Raw genomic sequence first — 22,820 nt, forward strand, 5'->3', positions numbered from 1 at the left:
AGGGGGTATGCCGTGAGGCCCGTCCCCGACAAGCGTGCACTCCTCGACGTGGCCCGCCCAGTCGAGTGCCCACTTCCCGACGCACGGGTCAGGTCGAGTGCCCACCTCCCGACGCGGGCACCGAATCGAGTGCTCAGTTCCCCGACGTCAAACCCGTGGGGAACTGAGCACTCGACGTATGGGCAAGTCGAGTGCCCACCTCCCGACGCGGGCACCGAATCGAGTGCTCAGTTCCCCGACGTCAAACCCGTGGGGAACTGAGCACTCGACGTATGGGCAAGTCGAGTGCCCACTTCCCGACGCACGGGCCAGGTCGAGTGCCCACTTCCTGACGTGAAATCTCGTCGGGAACTGAGCACTCGACCTTGAGGGGCTGGTCAGCGGACGACTGCCTCGGCGCGCTCGACGGTGCGGGCACTCTGCCGGTCGACGAGGTAGGCGGCGGTGAGGTCGTCACCGACGGCGGAGAGGAGGCGGATGTCGACCGCCTCGTGACGCTCGGCGACGGTGGGCTCGCGCGTCGTCATGACGGTGCGGGTGTCGCGCTCGGCCACGGCTGTGGCGAGCTCGCGCTTGAGCGCCTCGTCGAGGATGCCCCCGGGCACCTTGGCCCGGGCCGCGACCTCGACGGCGAACCGCTCGGTCTCGGCTGCCAGCGTGGCGTCCTCGGTGGTCAGCATGCGTGACGTGCGGTGCAGCAGCGCTGCGCCTGCGTCGAGGTCACCGTCGCCGAGCCGCGTCACGGCCCGGGTCAGCAGCGGACGGTCGCCCCGCAGCGCCGAGTCGGCGAGCAGGCCCAGGCGCAGGCCGAGCAGGCGCTCGTGGGTGCGCGTGTTGCCGGCCTCGCGGCCCAGCGGCACCTTGAGCTCGTCGTCGGGAGCCGACTGCGACATCGTGTCGAGCAGCTCGATGCCGGCCTCGTCGGGCGTGTGGACGGTGTCGCGTAGCGGCACCTCCTTGATGAAGAGGGCGGCGAGCAGCGCGAGCGCGAAGGGGACCAGGCCCCAGACGAAGACCATGTGCAGCGAGTCGGCCAGTCCCTGTTGCACCCCAGCAGCGATCTGCGGTGGCAGCTGGGCGAGGGCTGACGGGTCGAGCACCGATCCGGCGCTGATCTCCTGCCCGGACTCCTGCATCTGCTGGACGACTGATGCAGGCAGGTGGGAGGCGATGTTGCCGGCGAGGCCGCTGGTCATGATCGTGCCGAAGACCGCTGTGCCGACGGTCGATCCGACGTTGCGGAAGAACTGCGTCGACGCGGTGGCGACACCGAGGTCCTTGCGCTGCGAGGAGTTCTGGATGATCAGGGTGAAGACCTGCAGCGCCATGCCGAGACCCACGCCGAAGACGATCATCGAGAGGGTGAGGTCGAGCTGGCTCGAGCCGTAGTGGAGCTGGGTCAGCAGCCAGAAGCCGACGCCCATGATGAGGATGCCGATGATCGTCTGCAGCTTGTAGCGGCCGGTCTTGGTGATGACGAGGCCGGAGATGATCGACAGGCCGATCATGGCGACGGACATCGGCATGAGGATGAGGCCGGAGTTGGTGGCGGACGCCCCGAGCACGCCCTGGGCATAGACCGGCAGGTAGATCATCGCGCCGAACATCATGACCGAGACCATGAAGGCCGCGATGTTGCTGAGCGTGAAGAGGGGGCTGCGGAAGAGCCGCAGCGGCAGCACCGGCTCGACGGCCCGGCGCTCGACGGCGATGAAACCGGCGAGCGTCACGAGCCCGGCGGCATACATGCCGAGGATGGCGGGCGAGCCCCAGGCGAGCGTCGTGCCACCGAGCGATGTCGGCACGAGCAGCAGGATGAGGGTCATCGACAGCAGCGCGATGCCGGCCTTGTCGATGACGGTCTCGCGCGGCGTGTACTCGAGGTGGAGGAAGCGGCTGATGCCGAAGTAGGCGAAGACGCCGACCGGCAGGGTGATGAAGAAGAGGTAGCGCCAGCCCCAGTTGTCGGTGACGAAGCCGCCGACCAGCGGGCCGAGGATCGATGAGAAGCCGAAGACGCCGCCCATGAGGCCTTGGTACTTGCCGCGCTGACGCGGCGGGATGATGTCGCCGATGATCGTCTGGGACAACGGCATCAGCGTGCCCATGCCGATGCCCTGGATGGCCCGGGCGGCGATGAGCCACCAGAAGTTCTGCGCGAAGCCGGCGAGGACCGAGCCGGCCATGAAGACGACGAGTCCGCCGAGGTAGAAGCCGCGACGACCGTAGAGGTCGCTCATCTTGCCGACGATCGGCACGGTGATGGCGCTGACGAGCATCGCCGCGGTGGCGAGCCAGGCGTAGTGGTCGATGCCGCCGAGCTCGGCGACGATGCGCGGCATGGCCGGCCCGACGATGGTCTGGCTGATCGACGCGACGAGCATGCCGAGCATGAGTGCGATGAAGATGTTGCGGGTGGCGCGGTCGAGTCCGGGCGCCTTCGTGGCAGGCGAGGCGCCGGTCGTGGGGCCGGATGGGCCGGTCGAGCTGGTCGCGGTGTCCGTGGCTACCCCCTGGGAGATCTGTGGCATGGGCTCGACGCTACTCCCAATGTGCAGTCACTGCAAAATTGCAGCGACTGCACATGCCGTGGCACGATGAGGGCATGAGCACCGAGCTGCTGACCGACGAGGCCTGCGGGCTGCGCGAGCGCAAGAAGCGCGAGACCCGACGTGCGATCAACGGAGCCGCCCTCGATCTGGTCGAGGAGAAGGGTTTTGCTGCCGTCACCACCGAGGAGATCGCGACGCGCGCCGGCGTCAGCGCCCGCACGTTCTTCAACTACTTCCCCTCCAAGGAGGCCGCCGTCATCGGCACCACGGGCGAGGAGCTCGAGTCGTATGCCGCCCAGCTGGATGAGGTGCGCGACGGTGAGTCGTCGATCGACGCCCTTCGGCGCATCCTCGCGGGCATGCTCGCCCCGGCCTCGATCGACCGGGGGCTGCGGGTGCGCCGCCGCCGCATCCTGCTCGGCGAGACGGCGCTCGCTCCGGCGCTCGTCGGCAACAACATCCGCATCGAGAACGCCCTGACCGCCGCGCTCGAACGCCGACTCGGCCTCGCCCCCGGCGAGTCGCTGGAGCCGCGGCTCACCGTGGCCGTGGCCATCGCGGCGGTGCGTGCCTGCATCGAGCACCAGCAGCACGGAGGGTCCGGCGACCTCGACAGCAACATCGACACCGCCTTCGCGCGGATCGCCGCCGGTCTCGGCTGAGGCGCGGCGCGCGTCGTGCTCCTGCCCGCTCCGCGGGGCCGCTGCGTCACGGTCCCACTGGTGGCCAGATCTCGGGCCACGCGTATCACCAGCGCCTGCAGCGCCTTCTGATCTGTAGCCGTGCCGCTGATGGCAGGGCGAGGAGGCCGGGCATGGATCGCGGGCGAAGGCAGGGCGTGGCCTCCGGGTGCGCCTGGCTGGTGGGTCTGGCCGTGCTGGCGTGGCTCGGGCTCGGCGCCCCCGTGGTTCGGCCCCAGGCCACGTGGACGCGGCCATCGCACCCGCCGCCAAGGTCATCGACCTAACCCCGCCCCGGCTCGACCCGTCCGTCAGACCGTCGGTCGTGACGCGTCGCGGCCTCGTCACGGCGGAGCCGCGAGGCGTCGATGCGCTGTCCGGCGTCGAGCGACAGGCCTGCAACGGAGGGCGTGCCCTCAGCACGCGCCGCCTCGGGGTGCACCGGGTCACTTGCTTCGCACGCGACCGGGCGGGCAACCTCGCGACGGCACACGTCGAATACCTCGTGGTCGACCGTCGCGTGAGCCAGGGGTGAGGATCGAGCCGCGGCGTGGGCTACTGCCTCGTCAGAGTGGGCCGGACCGTGCGGCCGTGGCGTGCTCGACGCACGTCGTCGCGGTCGGTCGCGCCTCGAGCCGGGCGGCCGGGATCTCCTCGCCGCACACCGTGCAGAGACCGTAGGTGCCGTCGGCGATGCGTCGCTGCGCCGCCTCGATCTCGGCGAGGTGCTCCTCGGCCTGGGTGATGAAGGCGGCGATCTGCGAGCGCTCATAGGCGATGGTCGGGCCCTCCGGGTCGTGCTCGTCATCGCCGTTGGCGCCCTCGGCCGCCTCGACCACCTCGTCGAACTCCCGGCGCAACGCTGCGAGCCGCTCGAGCTCGGTGGCGCGGTCGTGCTCGAGGCCCTGCGCCTGGGTTGCTGTCATCTCGCTCATGTCTCTCATTCTCCGCCGATCACCCTCCGCCGGCTGGCCGCAGTGGCGGAGACCACCAAGGCACGAGTCGTCGCGACCCGTCAGCGGGCGTCGCGCTGCGCGACGGCAGGGCGCGCGCTCTCCTCGGCCGTCAGTCGCCGCAACCGCGGCCGCTGACGCAGGAGGTCGACGAAGTCGCCGACCCGCAGCCCGGCCTCGAGCGAGTGCCTGAAGCGCACGTCCCGTCGCACGACGTAGCGGTTGCGCCGGCCCTCGCGATGGCGGGTGATGACCTGCGCGTCCTCGAGGTCGGCCACGATCTGCTGCACCGCTCGCTCCGTGATGCCGATGTTGTCGGCCATGTCTCGAATGAGCATGTCGGGATTGTCCGCCAGGCAGACGAGTACGTGTCCGTGGTTGGAGAGGAAGGTCCATCCTTTCCTGCTCATGTTTTGAGCGTAACTCCGGTCCCGAAGATGCAGCGAGAAACCTGAAGAGGTCTTCGTCACAGACGGCTTGCCTTTTGCCATTTTCGTCCGCTATGCGTTGAGGGCTATGTCAGAGGAGGGCGGGTTTGGGCGCTATGCGCACAGACGCCGTCGCAGGAAATGCATTTCCGTGATCCAGGGGCGGGCTGACGTCGGCGGAGGCCTTTATGGCCATGCGCCACGGCCGGATGCAAGGACGTTGCGCCATGGTGGAAACCCTTTGCTGGAGACGCGTTTCGCGTATTCTGCTTCGCCTTTTCTGCGCCCGGTCTCGGCCATGCGTCATGCGCGAAAAGGCTTGTGCCCGTGACGAACCCGAGACTGTCCGCTGCTCTCGGAGGGCGTGATGTGAATAGTTGACATTTCTGCCTTTCGCTAAGCCAAGGATCCCTGTTCGCCGATATTCCTAATACCGTGCCGCGCGCATAGTTTGCGTCTTACTCTCGCCAGAGGGGGGATCGGGAATTTCGATTCTCCGCCATGTCTCCCCGGCGAAACTCCTACGGATATGGACAAAGGTGATGAGAAGGAAAGTCACACGGGCGCTGGCCTGCGCCGTGGGGATCGTCGGTCTGACGCTGACCGCCCCCGCCGTCTCGGCCACCGTCACGGACGCGCGCGCCGATCTGGGTCAGGGCATCACCGCCCCCCAGGCCAGCGAGAAGGACCGCTACAAGGACAAGGCCAAGGCGGTCAAGGAGAAGCAGGCCAAGGCCATCGTCCAAAAGGATCGCGACGCGGCTGCCGCGCGCGCCCTGCAGGACGGGGCCCTCAACCCGCTCATGACGGGCATCGCCGCCGCCGCGGCCCCCGTCATCGACAACGGCGAGCCGGTGCCTCGGTACTTCAGCCACCCCAACTACGCCAACAGCCCGCTGCCGGAGATGACGACGACGCCCGGAGCGGATGTCCTCGTGGGCAACCCTGTCGTGCAGCGGTCGATCGCGACTGACACGGCGACGAACGTCCTCGTGATGAGCCCCGAGGTGCTGCCCGATGGACTCCTCACCGGCTTCCAGACGTTCGTCCAAGCCGGCTCCGAGAGCAAGTCCTTCCACGCCTACGTGCTGCGCCCGACCGGGACGGCCAACCAGTACTCGGTGCTGTTCGACAGTGGCGCGCTCACCACGCCCACGACGCCCGGGGTGGCCACCTTCGGGGTGAGCAACCTCGCGGTCCAGGCCGGTGACCGCATCGCCCACTACGGCCAGGGCATCCCGTTCACCGGCGGCTCGGGGACCGACAGCATCTACTACCCCACGAGCGCCGTGCCGCTCCAGGGCAGCGACGTCACTCTCGGGGCCGCTCCCTACCCGGCCTTCACCCAGGCGCGGACCTACTCCTTCGCCGCCAGCATCGTCGGCCCGGACCAGGTGACCGTCACCGGCGGGATCGAGAAGTTCAAGGACGAGCTGCCGGACATCGAGGCGGCCGTGCCGGACACCACGACCTATCCCGGGTCCGACTACTACGAGATCGGGCTCGTGGAGTACTCCCAGAAGATGCACGCAGACCTGCCGGCCACCCAGCTGCGCGGCTACGTGCAGCTCAACGGTGGCACCGGGACGCCGAGCTACCTCGGCCCCGCCATCGTGGCGCAGAAGGACAGGCCGGTCCGGATCACCTTCAAGAACCAGCTGCCCACGGGTGAGGGTGGCAACCTGTTCCTGCCCGTGGACACCACGGTCATGGGGGCGGGCATGACGCCCGAGGGCCACCAGTTCATGGAGGACAACCCCGGGATGGTGGACCCGCAGGTCCCCATGTGCAACGACCTCGCGATGAAGACCGCGATGGTGGCTGCCGGCCACTGCTACTCGGACAACCGGGCGATCAACCACCTCCACGGCGGCATCACCCCCTGGATCTCGGACGGCACCCCGCACCAGTGGATCACCCCGGCGAACGAGGACACCCCGTTCCCCCAGGGCGTCAGCGTGCAGAACGTGCCGGACATGACGAACGCCGACGACCCCAAGGACGGCGTCCAGACGCTCTACTACACCAACGCCCAGAGCGCGCGGCTGATGTTCTACCACGACCACTCGTGGGGCATCACCCGCCTCAACGTGTATGCCGGCATGGCCGCGCCGTACATCATCCAGGACGCGACCGAGGCGGGGCTGGTCACCGCAGGGACCATCCCGGACGCGGCCTCGACCATCCCGCTCGTCATCCAGGACAAGACCTTCGTGCCCAACGACGCCCAGCTCGCCCAGCAGGACGAGACCTGGAACAAGCAGGCGTGGGGTGGCGAGGGCAGTCTCTGGCTGCCGCACGTCTACTCGCCTGCCCAGAACCCCGGCGACGCATCGGGCGTCAACGCCTATGGTCGGTGGGCCTACGGGCCGTGGTTCTGGCCCCCGACGACCAACGTGGAGTACCCGCCGATCGACAACGCGTACTACGACTCCACCTGTGACCCCGACGCTGGCTGGTGCGAGCCGAAGCTGATGCCCAGCACGCCGTACAACTCGATGGGCATGGAGGCGTTCATGGACACCCCCGTCGTCAACGGGGTGGCGTACCCCTACAAGACGCTGGAGCCCAAGCCCTACCGCTTCCGGATCCTCAACGCCGCGAACGACCGGTTCCTCAACCTGTCGCTCTACCAGGCCGTCGACGCGAACGGCGCCGTGTGTGACGGCACCACGACCCCTGTCGCCGAGAGCACCGGCGTCGCCTGCACCGAGGTGGCGCTCAACCCGACCGAGGTCGCGGCCGCGCTCGAGGACCCGACCGTGTTCCCGACGCCGGTTGCCGGCACCGAGGGCCCGGACTGGGTCGTCATGGGCACCGAGGGCGGCTTCCTCCCGGCCCCCGCCGTCGTCCCGGCGCACCCGACCACCTGGGTCAACGACCCGACGGTCTTCAACGCCGGCAACGTCGACCAGCACTCGCTGCTCGTCGCGCCGGCCGAGCGCTTCGACGTGGTCGTGGACCTGTCGCAGTACGCAGGGCAGACGCTGATCGTCTACAACGACGCCCCGGCGGCCTTCCCGGCGCGTGACCCGCGCTACGACTACTACACCGGCAACGGCAGCTACACCGAGTCCGGCGGCGCGCCGTCGACCCTGCCCGGATACGGACCCAACACCCGCACCGTGATGCAGATCAAGGTCGCCGATGCCGCTCCGGCGGCCCCGTTCGACGTCGCCGCTCTCGAGGCCGCCTTCGCGCACCAGGCCGACGGATCCGGCGTCTTCGAGAAGGGCCAGAAGCCGATCGTCGTGGGCCAGGGCGAGTACAACAGCGCCTACGGCACCACGTTCCCGACGAACGGTCCCCTCAATGGCAACGTGCAGATCTTCGACACGTCGCTGACCTTCAACCGGCTCGTCGACCCAGACGCGGCCACCGCGCCGGGCGCACCGTTCACCACCTCCATGGAGGCGGAGCGGCTGACGATGAATCTCAAACCCAAGATGATCCAGGACGAGATGGGGGAGGCGTTCGAGAACGAGTACGGGCGCATGAGCGGCTTCCTGGGGGTGGAGACACCCAACGCCCAAGCGGGTCTGCAGAACATGATCCTCTACGGCTTCGCGATGCCACCGACCGAGGTCCTCGACGGCATCGAGCTGCCGCCGGGGGTGGAGGCCACGCCGATCTCGCAGGCAGACGACGGCACCCAGATCTGGAAGTTCACCCACAACGGGGTGGACACCCACCCGATCCACTTCCACCTCTACGACGTCCAGCTGCTCAACCGGGTCGGCTGGGACGGCATCATCCGCAAACCGGAGGCGACCGAGCTGGGGTGGAAGGACACCGTCCGCATCAGCCCGCTCGAGGACACGATCGTCGCGGTCCGGCCGATCATCCCGCCCATCCCGTCGGGATGGAACGGGCTGCCCAACAGCGTGCGGCTGCTCGACCCGTCGATGCCGGCGGGGGCCTACATCGCCAACACGACGCAGCAGGAGGCGATGGGCCTGCCCCTGATGGCCTTCAACCCCGACGGCGAACCGATCGACGTGATCAACCACTTCGTCAACTTCGGGTGGGAGTACGTGCTCCACTGCCACATCCTCAGCCATGAGGAGATGGACATGATGCGCACTCAGGCCGTGGCGATCAACCCGGTGGAGCCGACCGGCGTCGCGTTCGCGAGGACGACCGGCACCGGCCCGAACCGGGGCTACCGGATCACCTGGACCGACAACTCGAGGAACGAGACCGCCTTCGTCATCGAGCGCCGGCTGGGCACGACCGGCACCTGGGCGCAGCGCGCCGTGGTGCAGACCGAGGGCCGGGTCAACCTGACCACCCTACCCGTGGGGTCGACGAGCACCGGCGCGGCCACCGGACCGACCGGCTACACCGACATCACCGGGAGCAACACCGTCTACGAGTACCGGGTCTACGCGATCAACACGGTCGGGGACACCTGGGACTACTCGAACCCGGCGTTCAACAACCTCCCGCCGGGAGGGGGCTTCCCGACCATCACGGTCGACAGCCGCACCACCGGACAGGCCGTCAACGACCCCGTCGCCGCGCCGTCCAACCTCACCGGCACCCTGACCGTGAAGAACAGGAAGACCTCCACGGTGAACCTCAGCTGGACGGACAACTCCGACAACGAGACCGGCTTCCTCATCCAGCGCACCAATGCCGACGGCACCAACGTCGTGAACGCCACCGTGGCCGCCAACGCCACGACGTTCACGCAGTCCGTCACCTCCGGAGTCGCCTACCGATACCGGGTGCACGCCTTCAGCGACACCACCCAGTCCGGTTGGTCCAACCTCCTTCCGCTGCCGTGACCTGCGACAGCTGAGACCGGCCGACGAGGCCGTCGGGACCCGCCCCTCTCGGTCCCGACGGCCTCGTCCTGCGGGGGTTGACCCCTCCGGCAGGATGAGGCCATGAGCGACTCCAGCGGTGTGGTCTTCCCCGTCGACGCCTCCTCCGGGCGGCGAAGCACCGCGGTGGTGGGGCGGGCCGTCGTGGCCGAGGCGCTCAGCGCCGTCGACCCGGTCGGCTCGGCGTCGGCTGCGCGCGAGACGAACTGGCGCCAGGGCTACCTGCCGCACTTCCGGCGCCTCGTCGAGGCTGGCCTGTCGTCCGACGACGCCGCGGTCACCATCGCGCGCGACGGCGTCGCGGCTCTGCACGACCGGATGCGCTGGTCGTCGAGCGGCGACGACCGCCCGCTCGCCGAGGCCTTCTCCCGACCTCCCGAGGCCGAGCTCGGGCACGAGACGATCCGCGGGGTCGCCGCACCCGACCGCACCCTCTCCGTGCCGTATGCCGGTCAGCGGCTCTCGGGGGATGCGCTCCGTCGCCGGGTCGACACGTGGGTCGAGGCCGGCACGGTCGAGCCGTCCTGCGCCGAGGCCATCGGCGCGGTCATCGACAACCCCGACTGGCTCGACCTCTCCGACCGCACGGTCGTCGTGCTCGGCGCGGCCGCCGAGATGGGCCCCCTGCGCACTCTGCTGAGGTGGGGCGCCGATGTGGCCGCCGTCGACCTGCCGCGAAAGGACTTGTGGGAGAGGCTGATCGGCGAGACCCGCAAGAGCGCCGGGTCCATCACCGTGCCGGTGCGTCGCGGTGACTCACCGTTGTCCGAGCGTCTCGGCGGCGACCTCGTGCACGACCTCAGCGCCGTGACGCAATGGGTCGAGCGCCTCGAGGGGCCGCTCGTCATCGGCAACTACGTCTATGCCGACGGGGCCACCAACGTGCGGGTCTCCACGGCTGTCGACGCCTTGAGTGCCCGCGTCATCGAGACCCGGGGGCAGGGCGAGGTGGCGCTCGCCTTCCTCGCCACCCCGACCGACGTCTTCGCCGTGCCGGGATCGGCTGTCGCGCGCTCGGTCACCAACTACGCCGAGCGCCGCACGAGCAAGGTCCTCCGCGTGCCGCTGCGCACGCTCTCCGGAGGACGGCTGCTCCGCCGCAACTACGTGCCGGTCGGGGGGCCGGAGACGCCGGGCATCAACGACAGCGTCGTGCTGCAGCAGGGACCCAACTACCTGCTCGCCAAGCGGCTCCAGCGGTGGAGGGCGACGGCATACCGCGCCGACGGTGGGCTCGTGTCGCTCAAGGTCGCCCCTCCGACGCGCACCCGCTCGGTCGTCAAGAACCGCGCGCTCGCCGCGGCCTACGCCGGCGCCCACCGCTTCGGCATCGAGGTCTTCGAGCCCGGCACCGCCAACACGCTCATGGCGGCCCTGCTCGTGCACGACCTGCGCGTCGGCGCACCCGCTCAGCCGCACCCCTGGCAGGACGAGGCGTATGCCGCGGTGCACGGCGGGTTGTGGACCGCGGCTTACGACCCGCGCAGCGCCCTCGGGCTCGCCGCCCTGCTGGGAGTCGCGTCCGCGAAGTGACCGCGACGTGACGGCGCAGGCGCCCCGGCGCACCCGCGGTGCGGTGAGTCCCGTCTCAATGTGAACAGGGAGTTGGCGTCACCGGCCCCGAGGCTCGATGCTGTGCCCATGGGTGAGCGAGTGGCGCAGGAGCCGCGTCGGGTCGACGACGCGTCACCCGAGCGTGGGCTCGGTGGCACCATCACCTCCCCGCGCACGCTCGTGCCCGCCCTGCTCGCGGCGATCGCCTACGTCGATCCCGGCAACTTCGGGGTCAACATCAGCTCCGGCGCCGAGCACGGCTACACGCTCGTGTGGGTCGTCGTCTTCGCCAGCTGCTCGGCAATGGTCATCCAGTACCTCGCGGCCAAGCTCGGCATGGTCACCGGCAAGAGCCTGGCCGAGCACAGCTCCGAGCGCTTCCCGGGCGTGGGGCGGCTGCTGCTGTGGGGGCAGGCCGAGCTCGTCGTCATCATGACCGACCTCGCCGAGATCGTCGGCGGGGCGATCGCGCTCAAGCTGCTCTTCGACATGCCGCTCATGGTGGGCGCCGTGTGCGTGACAGCCTTCAGCCTCGTCGTGCTCGGCCTCAAGGTGCGCGGCCGGAGCCACTTCGACTCGGTCGTGCTCGTGCTGCTCGTCGTGATCATCGCGTCGCTGCTGTGGCAGGTGTTCATCGCCGACGTCGACCGCGTCGCGCTGCTGCGCTCGGTGGTGCCGGGCCCGCTCGACTCGTCGGCGGCCCTGCTCGCCGTCGGCATCGTCGGGGCCACCGTCATGCCGCACGCTCTGCACTTCCACTCGGCGGCGTCGCGTGGGCGCGACGACGGCTCGGCGCAGATCTCGCAGGCGGAGCGGCTGCGCGCCGGCCGGCGCACCGTGCGCAGCGTCGTCATCGCCATGACCGTCGCTGGGGCGGCCAACGTCAGCCTCGTCGTCTTCTCGGCGGGCCTGCCCGGCCAGGCCGGGGCGAGCATCGAGTCGGCGTATGCCGCGCTCGCCGCCAACACGGGTCAGATCGCCGCGACGATGCTGGCCGTGGCCCTGCTGGCGTCGGGTCTGGCCTCGACGCTCGTGGGCGTGCAGACGGGTGACGTCGTCATGGCCGGCTTCGGTCGCCGGCCGATCGCACCGCTCTTCCGTCGCCTGCTCGCCGTCGTGCCCGCCCTCATCATCCTCGGCTTCGGGGTCGACCCGACGAGCGCGCTCGTCTGGAGCCAGGTCGTGCTGTCGTTCGCCCTGCCGGGCACGCTGATCCCGCTGCTGCTCTTCACCCGTGATCGCCGGCTCATGGGCGGCTTGGTCAACCGCCCGCTCACGACGGCGACCGCCGGGCTCATCACCGCCGTGATCATCGCCCTTTGCGCCTACCTCATCGTCTCCGGAGGCTGACCGGTCGACCCGTCGACGAGACGCACGGGTCGACCAGCAGTCACGCGAGGGTCAGGAAGAGCTTCTCCATCGCGGCCTGGTCCTCGGGCTGGATGCCGTCGGGGTTGTTGAGGCACTCTCGCAGCCCGGTCGAGACGATGGCGAAGCCGGCCTTGTCGAGGGCCCGGTTGACGGCTGCGAGCTGGTTGACGACGTCGCGGCAGTCGCGGCCCTCCTCGATGAGGCGGATGACGCCGCCGATCTGGCCCTGGGCGCGCTTGAGGCGGTTGATGACCGGGGTCATGTCGTCGGGGTTGAGGGTGACCATGTCGTGCTCCTTGCGATGGCGATGCGATGGCGATGCGATGGGGTGGCGCTCGGGTGGCGGTGGTGCGGCGGTGAGGCACCAAGGTGGTGCAGACGCAACGCTACGTCCGCGTGCGGGCAGTCGGGCGCAGCAGGGTGGACCCTTCCTGCGCAGTGGTCAGGAGCTGGTGGCCGCGGGTGCGGTCGTCAGGGACTCGAGCGCGCGGCTCAGCCGCTCGCGGGCGTCCGTCGCGACGTCGAGCAGGGCGTCGTTGCCGGTGATGCCCACCATGGCCCCCGGGTCCATCGCCTCGACGATGGTGTGGTCGTCATCGACCGCCCGAACAACGACGTTGCACGGCAGCAGCAGCCCGATCGAGGGCTCGGCCTGCAGCGCCGCGTGGGCGAGTGGCGGTCGGCAGGCGCCGAGGATGACCTGCGGCGCGATGTCGACCCCGATCTTGCTCTTGAGGGTGGCCGCCATGTCGATCTCGGTGAGGACGCCGAAGCCGACTTCGGCGAGCTGCGCCCGGGTGGCGTCGAGGGTCTTGTCGAACCCGGCCGGGACGGTGGTGCTCAGGGCGTAGTGCATGCGGTGCTCCTTGTGGCTGTCGGTCGGGTGGCTGTCGGTCGGGGTGGAGGCAGGTCAGGCCGTGACGTCGTCGGTCTGCTGGGCGGCGACCTGACGGCGGATGTCGTCCATGTCGAGGCCGCGGACCGCGGTGATGACCTGCTCGAGGCCGGCTGCCGGCAGGGCGCCGGGCTGGCTGAAGACGAGGATCCCGTCGCGGAAGGCCATCAGCGTCGGGATCGAGGTGATCCGCGCCGCTGAGGCGAGGGACTGCTCGGCCTCGGTGTCGATCTTGCCGAAGACGATGTCGGGGTGCTTCTCGGAGGCCGCCTCGTAGACCGGGGCGAACATCCGGCACGGGCCGCACCAGGCGGCCCAGAAGTCGACGAGGACGATGCCCTCGGTGGCGATGGTCGACGCGAAGTCGGCCGAGGTCAGGGTGCGGGTGGACATGCGATCTCCTTCGGGGCGCGGGCGTTCCTGCTCTGGTGGGAAACTATACCCGTCGGGGTATACAACCGAGGCGACTTCCGCCACATTCCTCAGCCTCGCGGCATACCCGGTGGTGTATGTCACACGGCCGAGCCCCGTTTCGACGGAAGGCGGGGCGACGCGTTACGGTTGGTCGAGACTGATACCCCCAAGGGTATGCCAGCACCTCTGTCAGCCGACATCCGGAAGGAGCGCTCGATGCCCACCATCGTCGCCATCGACACCCCCACCCTCGGTGACCGCAGCTACCTCGCCCATGACGGGCGCGTCGCGATCGTCGTCGACCCCCAGCGTGACATCGACCGGGTCCTCGCGCTCGCCGACGAGGCCGGCGTCTCCATCACGCACGTCCTCGAGACCCACATCCACAACGACTACGTCACGGGCGGCTTCGCCCTCGCGCAGGCCACGGGGGCCTCCTACCTCGTCAACGCCGCCGACGAGGTCTCCTACGACCGCGTGCCGGTGCGCGACGGCGACGTCATCGACGTGTCCGACTCGATGCGGGTGCGCGTCATCGCCACCCCGGGCCACACCTTCACCCACCTGTCCTACGCCCTCGACGCGACACCCGAGGACGGTGACGGCGGGGAGCTCGAGCCGGTCGGCGTCTTCACCGGTGGCTCGCTGCTCTTCGGCGCCACCGGGCGCCCCGACCTGCTCGGCGAGGCGCACACCCACGACCTCGTGCACCACCAGTTCGCATCGGCGCACCGCCTCGCCGACGAGCTGCCCGAGCACACCCACGTGCTGCCCACCCACGGCTTCGGCAGCTTCTGCTCGGCCGGCGGGGCGGGTGAGGCGACGGCCTCGACCATCGGCCAGGAGCGGCGCACCAACCCCGCCCTGACCGACGACGAGGAGCGTTGGGTCGCCGACACCCTCGCCGGCCTCGACGACTACCCGGCCTACTACGCCCACATGGCCCCGGCCAACAGTGCCGGCCCCGACGCCCCCGACCTCAGTGCCCCGGAGCAGGCCGACAAGGTCGTGCTTGCCCGGCGCATCGCCGACGGGGAGTGGGTCGTCGACCTGCGCAACCGCACGGCCTATGCCGCGGGCCACGTCACCGGCACGCTGAACTTCGGCATCGACGGGCAGTTCGCGACCTACCTCGGATGGCTCATCCCCTGGGGCACGCCCCTCACGCTGCTCGGCGAGACGCCAGAGCAGGTCGCCGAGGCCCAGCGCGAGCTGGTGCGCATCGGCATCGACGAGCTCGAGGGGGCGGCCACGGGCACGCCCGAGGACTGGACCGACGGACCGATCGCGTCGTTCGAGCGCGGGAGCTTCGCCGACCTGGCACAGGTGCGCCACCACCGACGCGTCGCGGTGCTCGACGTGCGGCGCGCGTCCGAGTTCACCGCGTCGCACATCGACGGCGCGGTCAACATCCCGCTGCACGAGCTGCTCGGCCGCGTCGACGACGCCCCCTCAGGCGAGGTCTGGGTGCACTGTGCCGGCGGTTACCGCGCCTCGGTCGCCGCCTCCGTGCTGGCCGCCCACGGCCACCACGTCGTGGCCGTCGACGACAGCTACGACGAGCACGCCGCTGCGTCGGGGCTGCCCGTCCGAGTCGCGGCGTGATGCTCGTCCTCGAGGCCCCCACGCTCGGCACGGCTCCCGCGGCAGCCCCGGCCCCCGTGTCCACCACGGCTGCCGCGAGCGCCGCGGTCGACCGCTGCCCATCACGCCCTGCGTCAGGAGCACCCGACCCGTGCTGCTGACGGCCATCCCTCTCGGCCTGCTCATCGGGCTCGCCCTCGGCGCCCTCGGGGGCGGCGGGTCGATCCTCACCGTGCCGGCACTCGTCTACGTGCTCGGTCAGGAGCCGGATGACGCGATCACGAGCTCGCTCATCATCGTCGGGCTCACCGCGGTCATCGCCGTCATCCCGCACGCCCGGGCGCACCGCGTGCGCTTCGGCGCGGGGCTGCTCTTCGGTGCTCTCGGCACGGCCGGCTCGTTCGCCGGGTCGGCACTCTCGCGGGCGGTGCCCGGCACGACCCTGCTCGTCGCCTTCGCGGGACTCATGCTCGTCGTCGCGACGCTCATGCTGCGTCGGGCACTGCGCCCGGCGACTCCGGGCCAGCCGCTCGACCCGACGACGGAGCCGATGCTCACCCTGCGGCCCTTCTCGTGTGCCTGCCCCCGGGTGGCCAAGGTGGTCGTGACGGCCACGGCGGTCGGCCTCGTCACCGGCTTCTTCGGAGTGGGTGGCGGCTTCGTCCTCGTGCCCGCCCTCGTGCTCGCGCTCGGCTTCCCGATGCCCACCGCGGTCGGCACCTCGCTGCTGGTCATCGCCGTCAACAGCGCGACCGCTCTCTGGGCGCGCCTCGGCCACGGGGGCGCCGACCTCGACTGGCCCCTCATCGCGACCTTCACGGTCGCTGCGATCGCGGGCAGCCTCGTCGGAGGACGCGTCGCCGGCGCGGTCGACCCCCGGCGCCTCACCATCGCCTTTGCGCTCCTGCTCATCGTCGTCGCGCTCTACACCGCCGCCCGCAGCCTCGGCGTGATCGGCTGACCCGGCCACGCGGCATACCGGCCTCCTGAGGGTGACGACGGGGTCGCGAAGGGGCGGTGGAGGGCGACGGAGACCGACGGCGAGGGTGTGGGAGAGTGGCCGACACACCGCCCGTCCGAGGAAGGGAAGGCATGGCTGCCGGTCTGCTCCCCCCCGTCCCCAGGGAGCTTCCTGCGCTCACCGACCTGCGGCTCGAGGTGCGTGGCTTCCTCGCCGACCAGGTGCGCGAGGGTGCCTTCGAGCCCCACGTCGACACGTGGCTGACCCGCTGGGACCGCGGCTTCACTCGTGAGCTCGGCCGTCGCGGCTGGCTCGGCATGGTCATCCCGGAGCGCTACGGAGGCCGCGGCCGCACCTACCTCGAGCGCTTCGTCGTCACCGAGGAGCTGCTCGTCGCCGGCGCACCCGTCGCGGCCCACTGGATCGCCGAGCGCCAGATCGGCCCCTCCCTGCTGACCTACGGCACCGAGGAGCAGAAGCAGGCCTTCCTCCCCGCCATCAGCCGGGGCGAGCTCGTCTTCGGCATCGGCATGAGCGAGCCCGACTCGGGGTCCGACCTCGCGAGCGTGCGCACCCGCGCCGATCGGGTCGACGGCGGCTGGCGGCTCACCGGCACCAAGGTCTGGACGAGCGGTGCCCACGAGGCCGACGCCTTCTTCGCGCTCGCGCGCACGGAGCCGCTCGACCCGGTGCGCCGCCACGACGGCCTCAGCCAGTTCATCGTCGACCTGCGTGGGCCCGACGTACACATCCGGCCGATCGTCTCGATGAACGGCGACCACCACTTCAACGAGGTGCACCTCGACGGTGTCTTCGTGCCCGACGACCGGGTGCTCGGACGGCTCGGCGCGGGCTGGGCGCAGGTCACCTCCGAGCTGGCCTTCGAGCGCAGCGGTCCGGAGCGGGTCCTGTCGACCTACCAGCTGCTCGCGTCTGCCGCGCAGGCGATGGACGACGGGCGCCTGCCGCTCGACGAGGGCCTCGGCCGGCTCGTCGCGCGGGTCGCCGGCCTGCACCAGATGTCCTTCGCCGTCTCGCACGCCCTCGAGGCGCACGAGCCCGCCGACACCACCGCCGCCATCGTCAAGGTGCTCGGCACGACGACCGAGGGCGACATCGCCGACTACGTCGACGGACTCACTGCCAGCGGATGGGTGCAGGACGACGAGCTCTACACCCTCCTGCACGCCGCCATCCTGCAGCGGCCCGGCTTCACCCTGCGTGGCGGCACCAACGAGATCCTGCGCGGGGTCATCGCCCGCGGGCTGGGGATGCGCTGATGACCTCGGGCCCGCCCCTCGTCGAGCTGCACGGCGCCGACCCCGACCTCGTGGGCGTGCTGACCGAGCTCTTCGCGGCATACCGCAGCAGGCGCGCGACGCCCACGCACGTCGTCGACCTCGACCGCGAGCTCTGGGCCCAGCTCGAGGAGCTCGGCCTCACCCGGCTCACCGGGTCGCCCGAGCGCGGGGGCAGCGGTGGCACCTGGGCCGACGCGGCGGCGCTGCTCGGCATCGCCGCCGGGGCCGCGGCCCCGGTGCCGCTCGTCGAGCACGACGTGCTCGCCGGGTGGCTGCTCGAGGCAGCCGGACTGCCCGACGACGGGGGGCTGCGCACCGTATGCCGTCCGGACCCTTCGGGGGTCGCCCTCAACGTCACGTGGGCCCGGGACGCGACCCATGTCGTGGCGCTCTGGGAGGACGGCGACGAGTGGCGCGTTGCCGACGTGCCCATCGAGCACGTCGTGCTCACCGAGCGGCGCAACATCGCCGGCGAGCCCTGCGACACCGTCGAGTTCGAGGTCGACCAGCTCGAGGGCGGCGTCGTCGTGTCGCACGCGGTGGGCGAGCAGTTCCACCTGCGTGGGGCACTCGCCCGCAGTGCCCAGGTCGTCGGCGCGATGGAGCGCATCGTCGAGATCGTGCTGCGCCACGTCGCCGAGCGCACCCAGTTCGGTCGGCCGATCGGGCGCTTCCAGGCGGTGCAGCACCTCGTCAGCGACATCGCGGCCGAGACGGCGCTCGGGCGTGCGGCGACCGACGCCGCCGTCGCGAGAGCCTCGGCGACGAACTGGACCGACCCCGGCATGCTCTTCGCCGTCGGCGTGGCCAAGTCGTGCGTCGGTCACGGGTCGTCGGTCGTCGTGCGCGGAGCCCACCAGGTGCTCGGCGCGATCGGCACGACACTCGAGCACGAGCTGCACACGCTGACCAAGCCCATCCTCGCCCGACGCAGTGAGTACGGCTCGCTCCACGAGTGGGACGAGACGCTGACGAGCCTCGCCGTGTCGGCCGGCCACGACCGGCTGTGGTCGCTCATGACGACCGGACGAGCCAAGCCGTCGAGTGCCTCTGTCCCGACGGGTGAGAAGTGAGCACTCGACGGGGTGGGGCGTCGGAAGGTGAGTGCTCGCCGGGTGAGCGGTGTCGGAAACTGAGCACTCGACGAAGGAGATCCAGCCCATGACCGAGGTCCGCTACGAGGTGGCCGACGGCGTCGCCGTGCTCACCCTCGATGCCCCCGAGCGGCGCAACGCGCTCTCGGTGGAGATGTCGCAGGAGCTCATCGACGCGGCCCGCGCGGCCGAGGCCGACGCAGCAGTCGGCGCGCTCGTCGTCACCGGAGGCCCGCACTTCTGTGCCGGCGCCGTGCGCAGCGTGCTCGCCGACACCGGTCGCGACCCGGTCGAGGACGGCGCCTACCGCAACCTCGAGACCGTCTATCGCGCCTTCACGACGATCGGCGAGGTCGCCGTGCCCACCATCGCCGCCGTGCGGGGCGCCGCCGTCGGCGCCGGCCTCAACCTCGCGCTCGCCACCGATCTGCGCATCGTCTCGCGCACCGCCCGGCTGCTCCCCGGCTTCGCCCAGATCGGCATCCACCCCGGGGGTGGGCACTTCACCCTCCTCAATCGGGTCGCCGGCCGCGAGGCCGCCGCTGCGCTGGGGCTCTTCGGCGAGGAGGTCGACGGCGAGCGTGCTGTCTCGCTGGGACTGGCATGGGCGGCATACGACGACGGCGACGTGCTGGACCGCGCCCTGGGGCTGGCGAGCCGGGTGGCCGCGGACCCCGAGCTCGCGCGCCGCACGGTCGCGAGCTTCCGGCGCGAGACGGTGCCGGGCGGCATGCCGTGGGACGTCGCCGTCGAGCTCGAGCGGTCACCGCAGATGTGGTCGCTGCGTCGCCGCGAGGGCTAGACGCCGATTCGGCCCGATCGGGCTCTGGTGCAAGTATGGGGAGGTTGGCCCGGGCCCGGTCCGGTGCGCTGACCGTCCCCCGTCCCCGGCAGAGTTGGAGAGATCGTGCTGGCTACCTACCGACCTCTCTTCGAGGTCCCGGGTGCCCGCAGGTTCATCGCCGGAGGCTTCACGGCCCGCTCGGCCGGGTCGATGTTCGGCGTGTCCGTCGTGGCGATGGTCGCGGCGCGCACCGGCTCCTACGAGCTCGCGGGCGCCGTCGTCGCCGTCGGCATGGTCTCGCTCGCGGTGTGTGCGCCCTTCCTCGGGCGGCTCGTCGACCGCTATGGCCAGCGGCGCATCGCGATCCCGTTCTTCCTCTGGTCGGGCTTCTGGGCCGTGATGACCGTGCTCACGTCGCTGCGCGGCTGGCCGACCTGGCTGCTCTTCATCACCTTCCCGCTCTGCGGCGCCATCCCCAACCTCGGCACCATGGCCCGCGCCCGCTGGTCGCACATCTTTGCCCACGACCCGCGCAACCTGCACTCGGCGATGTCGTTCGAGCAGGTCATGGAGGAGGTCACCTTCGTCATCGGGCCGGTGCTCGCGATCTGGCTCTCGACGGCGTTCTTCCCCGAGGCGGGCTTCCTCTTCGCCACCATCGCGTATGCCGTGGGCGTCCTCGTCTTCATCTCCGCCCGGTCGACCGAGCCGCCCGTCGTGCCGCACCACGAGCGTCCGACCGAGCACGCCCACACGGTGCCGGGCCTCGTGCCGCTCGCCTTCATCATGGTGATGACGGGTGCGATCTTCGGGGTCAACGAGGTCGTGACGCTCGCGGTCTCGGAGGAGGCCGGGGCACCGGGCGCCGCCGGGGGCATCCTGGCGCTGTATGCCGTGGGGTCGGCCGCCGCCGGGCTCGTCTTCGGCCACTTCTCGCACGGTCGCAACCTCGTCAAGCTGCTCATGGTCGGAACGCTCGGCATGGCCGTGCTGCAGGTGCCGGTCTTCTTCGCCCCCAACCTCTGGGCGCTCGCTGGCCTCATGCTGCTCGCCGGCATGGCGACGGCCCCGACGCTCATCACGACGATGAACCTCATCGAGCGGATCGTGCCGAAGGCCCAGCTCAACGAGGGCATGACGATCGTGCTCACCGGCCTCATCATCGGCATCGCCGTCGGGTCGGCCGTCTCGGGCGTGGTCATCGACCGCATCGGTGCCCAGCACGGCTACGCGGTGGCGGTGGTCGCCGGAGGCTTCGCCTTCGTCATGGCGCTCGGCACCCGCGCCTTCCTCACCCGCCGCGAGCTGCACAATCTGCGCTGACCCCGCACGTCGAGTGGCCACTCCTGGTCGGCTGCGCTGAGTCGAGTGGCCACACCTGGTCGCCCCCACCACGTCGAGTGGCCACACCTGGTCGGGTGCGGTGACGTCGAGTGGCCGCTCTTCGCCCGGCGACAATTGGCCTCTCGGCTCACGGGGGCGGCCAGTTTTGGCCTTTCGACTCGGGGAGGCGGCGTGTCTTGGCCCGTCGACGGGTGGGGGGCCGGCGGGGGCGCGGTCCGGGCGGGCTGGCGATCGGGGGCGGACGGCATACGGCGGCTCAGTCGTGCTGGGACCCAACAACAGCGAGAGGCCACCTCCTGCGCGCGGCAAGAAGTGGCCTCTCGACTCGTCGAGGCGACCAGGATTGGCCTCTCGACGGGGTGGGGCGGTCAGTGGCCGGCGGGGACCACGACGGCGTCGTCGTCCTCGGCTGCCTCCGCCCCCGGCTTGGGGCCGAGGTCGACGTGCGGGAGGAAGAGCGAGGCGACGAACGCGAGCACGAGCACCCCGGCCGCCACGAGGAAGACGACCGACATGGCGTCGGAGAAGCCCACGAGGAACGGCTTGGCCAGCGTCGGGTCGAGCTGGTTGATGAACGAGCTGTCCGAGAGTGCCGCCCCTCCGATGCCGCCACCGGTGCTGCCCGACTGCTGCGAGGCCGCGAGCTGCTCGGCGAAGGCCTTGTTGGCGGCGGGGTCGCCGCCCGTCGGGTTGCGCAGGGCCGCTTGGAAGGCCGGGGTCGGCGCGATCGCGGCGAAGGCCTCGGTGATCTTCGTGCCGGCCTGCGAGAAGAGGATCGAGAGGAAGACCGCGGTGCCGAGCGTGCCACCGATCTGCCGGGTGAAGGTCGCCGACGAGGTGGCCACGCCCATGTCGCGGCGGTCGACGGCGTTCTGCACGGCGAGGGTCAGCGGCTGGAAGTTGAAGCCGAGGCCGATGCCGAAGAAGACCATCGCGATCATCGTCTGCCACAGCGGGGTGTCGGCGCCGACGTAGTGGAAGGCGAAGAGCGACAGGACGAGCAGCGCCGAGCCGATGATGGGGAAGATGCGGTAGCGGCCGGTGCGGGAGATCATCTGGCCCGAGAAGATCGAGCCGGCCATGATGCCGAGGGTCATCGGCAGCAGCTGCAGGCCGGCCTCCATCGGGCTGGAGCCCTTGACGATCTGCAGATAGAGCGGCAGCGCGGCGAGGCCACCGAACATGCCCATGCCGATGAAGACCGAGCTGATCGAGGCCGAGGCGATGGTGCGGTTGCGGAAGAGGCGCAGCGGGATGAGCGCCTCCTCGGCCATCGAGCGCTCGATGAGGATGAACGCGACGAAGCCGATCAGGCCGATGACGTAGCAGGCGATCGCGGTCGGGGAGTCCCAGCCCCACTGGCGACCCTGCTCGGCCACGATGAGCAGCGGCACGAGGGTGACGGTGAGTGCCATCGCGCCCCAGTAGTCGACGCGGTGGTCGAGGCGCGTGTGCTTGAGGTGCAGCGTGCGCGACACGACAACCAGCGCGGCGATGGCGATCGGCACGTTGACGAGGAAGACCCAGCGCCAGCCGGTGATGCCGAGGATGGTCTCCTGGTCGGAGAGGATGCCGCCGACGACGGGACCGATGACGCTCGAGGTGCCGAAGACGGCCAGGAAGTAGCCCTGGTACTTCGCGCGCTCGCGCGGCGGCACGATGTCACCGATGATCGCGAGGGCGAGCGAGAAGAGACCGCCGGCGCCGAGGCCCTGCACCGCACGGAACGCGGCGAGCGACGGGATCGACCACGCGAAGGTGCACAGCATCGAGCCGATCGTGAAGATCGTGATGGCGAAGAGGAAGAGCTTCTTGCGCCCGTAGATGTCACCGAGCTTGCCGTAGAGCGGCGTCGTGATGGTGGCCGTGATGAGGTAGGCCGTCGTGACCCACGCCTGCCCGGCGAGGTCCTGGAGGTCATCGGCGATGACGCGCATGGCGCTCGCGACGATCGTCTGGTCCAGGGCCGCGAGGAACATCCCCATCATCAGACCGATGAGGATCGTCACGATCTCCTTGTGGGAGAGCGGGGCTGGCGCCGCGGTCCGGGGCCCCCCTGCTGTCACTTCGTCCATG

General features: G+C 70.4%; 18 protein-coding genes. 11 read left to right on the plus strand and 7 right to left on the minus strand.

From position 1 onward, the window contains the following. Nucleotides 1-377 precede the first annotated feature (377 nt). Nucleotides 378-2,531, minus strand: coding sequence for an MDR family MFS transporter (locus tag LG278_RS03285; RefSeq protein WP_404390907.1), 2,154 nt, complete (start codon nt 2,529-2,531; stop codon nt 378-380). A gap of 74 nt (nt 2,532-2,605) precedes the next feature. Between LG278_RS03285 and LG278_RS03290 the strand changes: the two genes are divergently transcribed. Next, nucleotides 2,606-3,214 carry a TetR/AcrR family transcriptional regulator gene (locus LG278_RS03290; protein WP_404390909.1) on the plus strand — a complete coding sequence of 203 codons (609 nt, stop codon included), beginning with the start codon at nt 2,606-2,608 and terminating at the stop codon, nt 3,212-3,214. Nucleotides 3,215-3,557: 343 nt separating this feature from the next. Further along, nucleotides 3,558-3,767, plus strand: a complete 210-nt coding sequence (locus LG278_RS03295; protein WP_404390911.1) for a hypothetical protein — start codon at nt 3,558-3,560, stop codon at nt 3,765-3,767. Between the two features lie 31 nt (nt 3,768-3,798). On the opposite strand, the gene LG278_RS03300 is transcribed toward LG278_RS03295, so the two are convergent. Together LG278_RS03300 and LG278_RS03305 are read right to left on the minus strand one after the other, a co-directional pair. Further along, entirely contained in the window at nt 3,799-4,167 is a 369-nt protein-coding gene (locus tag LG278_RS03300; RefSeq protein ID WP_404390913.1) for a TraR/DksA family transcriptional regulator, read from the minus strand. Nucleotides 4,168-4,247: 80 nt separating this feature from the next. Further along, complete coding sequence (locus tag LG278_RS03305; protein ID WP_404390915.1) at nt 4,248-4,595, minus strand: helix-turn-helix transcriptional regulator; 348 nt, start codon at nt 4,593-4,595, stop codon at nt 4,248-4,250. Nucleotides 4,596-5,155: 560 nt separating this feature from the next. Between LG278_RS03305 and LG278_RS03310 the strand changes: the two genes are divergently transcribed. From LG278_RS03310 to LG278_RS03320, 3 genes are all read left to right on the plus strand, one after another. Continuing rightward, a complete protein-coding gene (locus tag LG278_RS03310; RefSeq protein ID WP_404390917.1) occupies nt 5,156-9,403 on the plus strand; it encodes a multicopper oxidase domain-containing protein in 4,248 nt (1,415 codons plus the stop codon). Nucleotides 9,404-9,505: 102 nt separating this feature from the next. After that, nucleotides 9,506-10,975 carry a hypothetical protein gene (locus LG278_RS03315; RefSeq protein ID WP_404390919.1) on the plus strand — a complete coding sequence of 490 codons (1,470 nt, stop codon included), beginning with the start codon at nt 9,506-9,508 and terminating at the stop codon, nt 10,973-10,975. 108 nt (nt 10,976-11,083) lie between these two features. Beyond that, nucleotides 11,084-12,346 (plus strand): Nramp family divalent metal transporter, encoded by a 1,263-nt coding sequence (locus LG278_RS03320; protein WP_404390921.1) that lies wholly within the window; start codon nt 11,084-11,086, stop codon nt 12,344-12,346. A gap of 40 nt (nt 12,347-12,386) precedes the next feature. Here LG278_RS03320 and LG278_RS03325 read toward each other — a convergent pair whose 3' ends face one another. From LG278_RS03325 to trxA, 3 genes are all read right to left on the minus strand, one after another. Continuing rightward, nucleotides 12,387-12,653: a metal-sensitive transcriptional regulator gene (locus LG278_RS03325; RefSeq protein WP_404390923.1), complete on the minus strand. Its 267-nt coding sequence runs from the start codon at nt 12,651-12,653 to the stop codon at nt 12,387-12,389. Between the two features lie 156 nt (nt 12,654-12,809). Further along, nucleotides 12,810-13,223, minus strand: coding sequence for a DUF302 domain-containing protein (locus LG278_RS03330; protein ID WP_404390924.1), 414 nt, complete (start codon nt 13,221-13,223; stop codon nt 12,810-12,812). 54 nt (nt 13,224-13,277) lie between these two features. Next, entirely contained in the window at nt 13,278-13,655 is a 378-nt protein-coding gene (gene trxA / locus LG278_RS03335) for a thioredoxin (protein WP_404390926.1), read from the minus strand. A gap of 237 nt (nt 13,656-13,892) precedes the next feature. Between trxA and LG278_RS03340 the strand changes: the two genes are divergently transcribed. The 6 genes from LG278_RS03340 to LG278_RS03365 all read left to right on the plus strand — a co-directional run bounded on the left by LG278_RS03340 (nt 13,893) and on the right by LG278_RS03365 (nt 20,723). Next, nucleotides 13,893-15,281, plus strand: coding sequence for a rhodanese-like domain-containing protein (locus tag LG278_RS03340; protein ID WP_404390928.1), 1,389 nt, complete (start codon nt 13,893-13,895; stop codon nt 15,279-15,281). A gap of 130 nt (nt 15,282-15,411) precedes the next feature. Beyond that, nucleotides 15,412-16,221: a sulfite exporter TauE/SafE family protein gene (locus LG278_RS03345; protein ID WP_404390930.1), complete on the plus strand. Its 810-nt coding sequence runs from the start codon at nt 15,412-15,414 to the stop codon at nt 16,219-16,221. A 131-nt stretch (nt 16,222-16,352) separates the two neighbouring features. Continuing rightward, nucleotides 16,353-17,501 (plus strand): acyl-CoA dehydrogenase family protein, encoded by a 1,149-nt coding sequence (locus LG278_RS03350; RefSeq protein ID WP_404390932.1) that lies wholly within the window; start codon nt 16,353-16,355, stop codon nt 17,499-17,501. Further along, nucleotides 17,501-18,595 carry an acyl-CoA dehydrogenase family protein gene (locus tag LG278_RS03355; RefSeq protein WP_404390933.1) on the plus strand — a complete coding sequence of 365 codons (1,095 nt, stop codon included), beginning with the start codon at nt 17,501-17,503 and terminating at the stop codon, nt 18,593-18,595. The genes LG278_RS03350 and LG278_RS03355 overlap by 1 nt, the downstream gene beginning before the upstream one ends. An 88-nt stretch (nt 18,596-18,683) precedes the next feature. Then, nucleotides 18,684-19,418, plus strand: a complete 735-nt coding sequence (locus tag LG278_RS03360; RefSeq protein ID WP_404390935.1) for an enoyl-CoA hydratase-related protein — start codon at nt 18,684-18,686, stop codon at nt 19,416-19,418. 105 nt (nt 19,419-19,523) lie between these two features. Continuing rightward, complete coding sequence (locus LG278_RS03365; protein WP_404390937.1) at nt 19,524-20,723, plus strand: MFS transporter; 1,200 nt, start codon at nt 19,524-19,526, stop codon at nt 20,721-20,723. 389 nt (nt 20,724-21,112) lie between these two features. On the opposite strand, the gene LG278_RS03370 is transcribed toward LG278_RS03365, so the two are convergent. Continuing rightward, a complete protein-coding gene (locus LG278_RS03370; protein WP_404390939.1) occupies nt 21,113-22,819 on the minus strand; it encodes an MDR family MFS transporter in 1,707 nt (568 codons plus the stop codon). Between the last annotated feature and the right edge of the window lies 1 nt (nt 22,820).

The organism is Humibacillus xanthopallidus (assembly GCF_044793955.1).
Classification (GTDB): domain Bacteria; phylum Actinomycetota; class Actinomycetes; order Actinomycetales; family Dermatophilaceae; genus Humibacillus; species Humibacillus xanthopallidus_C.

Bases quoted from the DNA above. Each gene is read 5' to 3' on its own strand.
- LG278_RS03285 (WP_404390907.1), bottom strand. From the start codon at position 2,531: ATGCCACAGATCTCCCAGGGGGTAGCCACGGACACCGCGACCAGCTCG.
- LG278_RS03290 (WP_404390909.1), top strand. From the start codon at position 2,606: ATGAGCACCGAGCTGCTGACCGACGAGGCCTGCGGGCTGCGCGAGCGC.
- LG278_RS03300 (WP_404390913.1), bottom strand. From the start codon at position 4,167: ATGAGCGAGATGACAGCAACCCAGGCGCAGGGCCTCGAGCACGACCGC.
- LG278_RS03305 (WP_404390915.1), bottom strand. From the start codon at position 4,595: ATGAGCAGGAAAGGATGGACCTTCCTCTCCAACCACGGACACGTACTC.
- LG278_RS03310 (WP_404390917.1), top strand. From the start codon at position 5,156: ATGAGAAGGAAAGTCACACGGGCGCTGGCCTGCGCCGTGGGGATCGTC.
- LG278_RS03315 (WP_404390919.1), top strand. From the start codon at position 9,506: ATGAGCGACTCCAGCGGTGTGGTCTTCCCCGTCGACGCCTCCTCCGGG.
- LG278_RS03320 (WP_404390921.1), top strand. From the start codon at position 11,084: ATGGGTGAGCGAGTGGCGCAGGAGCCGCGTCGGGTCGACGACGCGTCA.
- LG278_RS03325 (WP_404390923.1), bottom strand. From the start codon at position 12,653: ATGGTCACCCTCAACCCCGACGACATGACCCCGGTCATCAACCGCCTC.
- LG278_RS03330 (WP_404390924.1), bottom strand. From the start codon at position 13,223: ATGCACTACGCCCTGAGCACCACCGTCCCGGCCGGGTTCGACAAGACC.
- trxA (WP_404390926.1), bottom strand. From the start codon at position 13,655: ATGTCCACCCGCACCCTGACCTCGGCCGACTTCGCGTCGACCATCGCC.
- LG278_RS03340 (WP_404390928.1), top strand. From the start codon at position 13,893: ATGCCCACCATCGTCGCCATCGACACCCCCACCCTCGGTGACCGCAGC.
- LG278_RS03350 (WP_404390932.1), top strand. From the start codon at position 16,353: ATGGCTGCCGGTCTGCTCCCCCCCGTCCCCAGGGAGCTTCCTGCGCTC.
- LG278_RS03355 (WP_404390933.1), top strand. From the start codon at position 17,501: ATGACCTCGGGCCCGCCCCTCGTCGAGCTGCACGGCGCCGACCCCGAC.
- LG278_RS03360 (WP_404390935.1), top strand. From the start codon at position 18,684: ATGACCGAGGTCCGCTACGAGGTGGCCGACGGCGTCGCCGTGCTCACC.
- LG278_RS03370 (WP_404390939.1), bottom strand. From the start codon at position 22,819: ATGGACGAAGTGACAGCAGGGGGGCCCCGGACCGCGGCGCCAGCCCCG.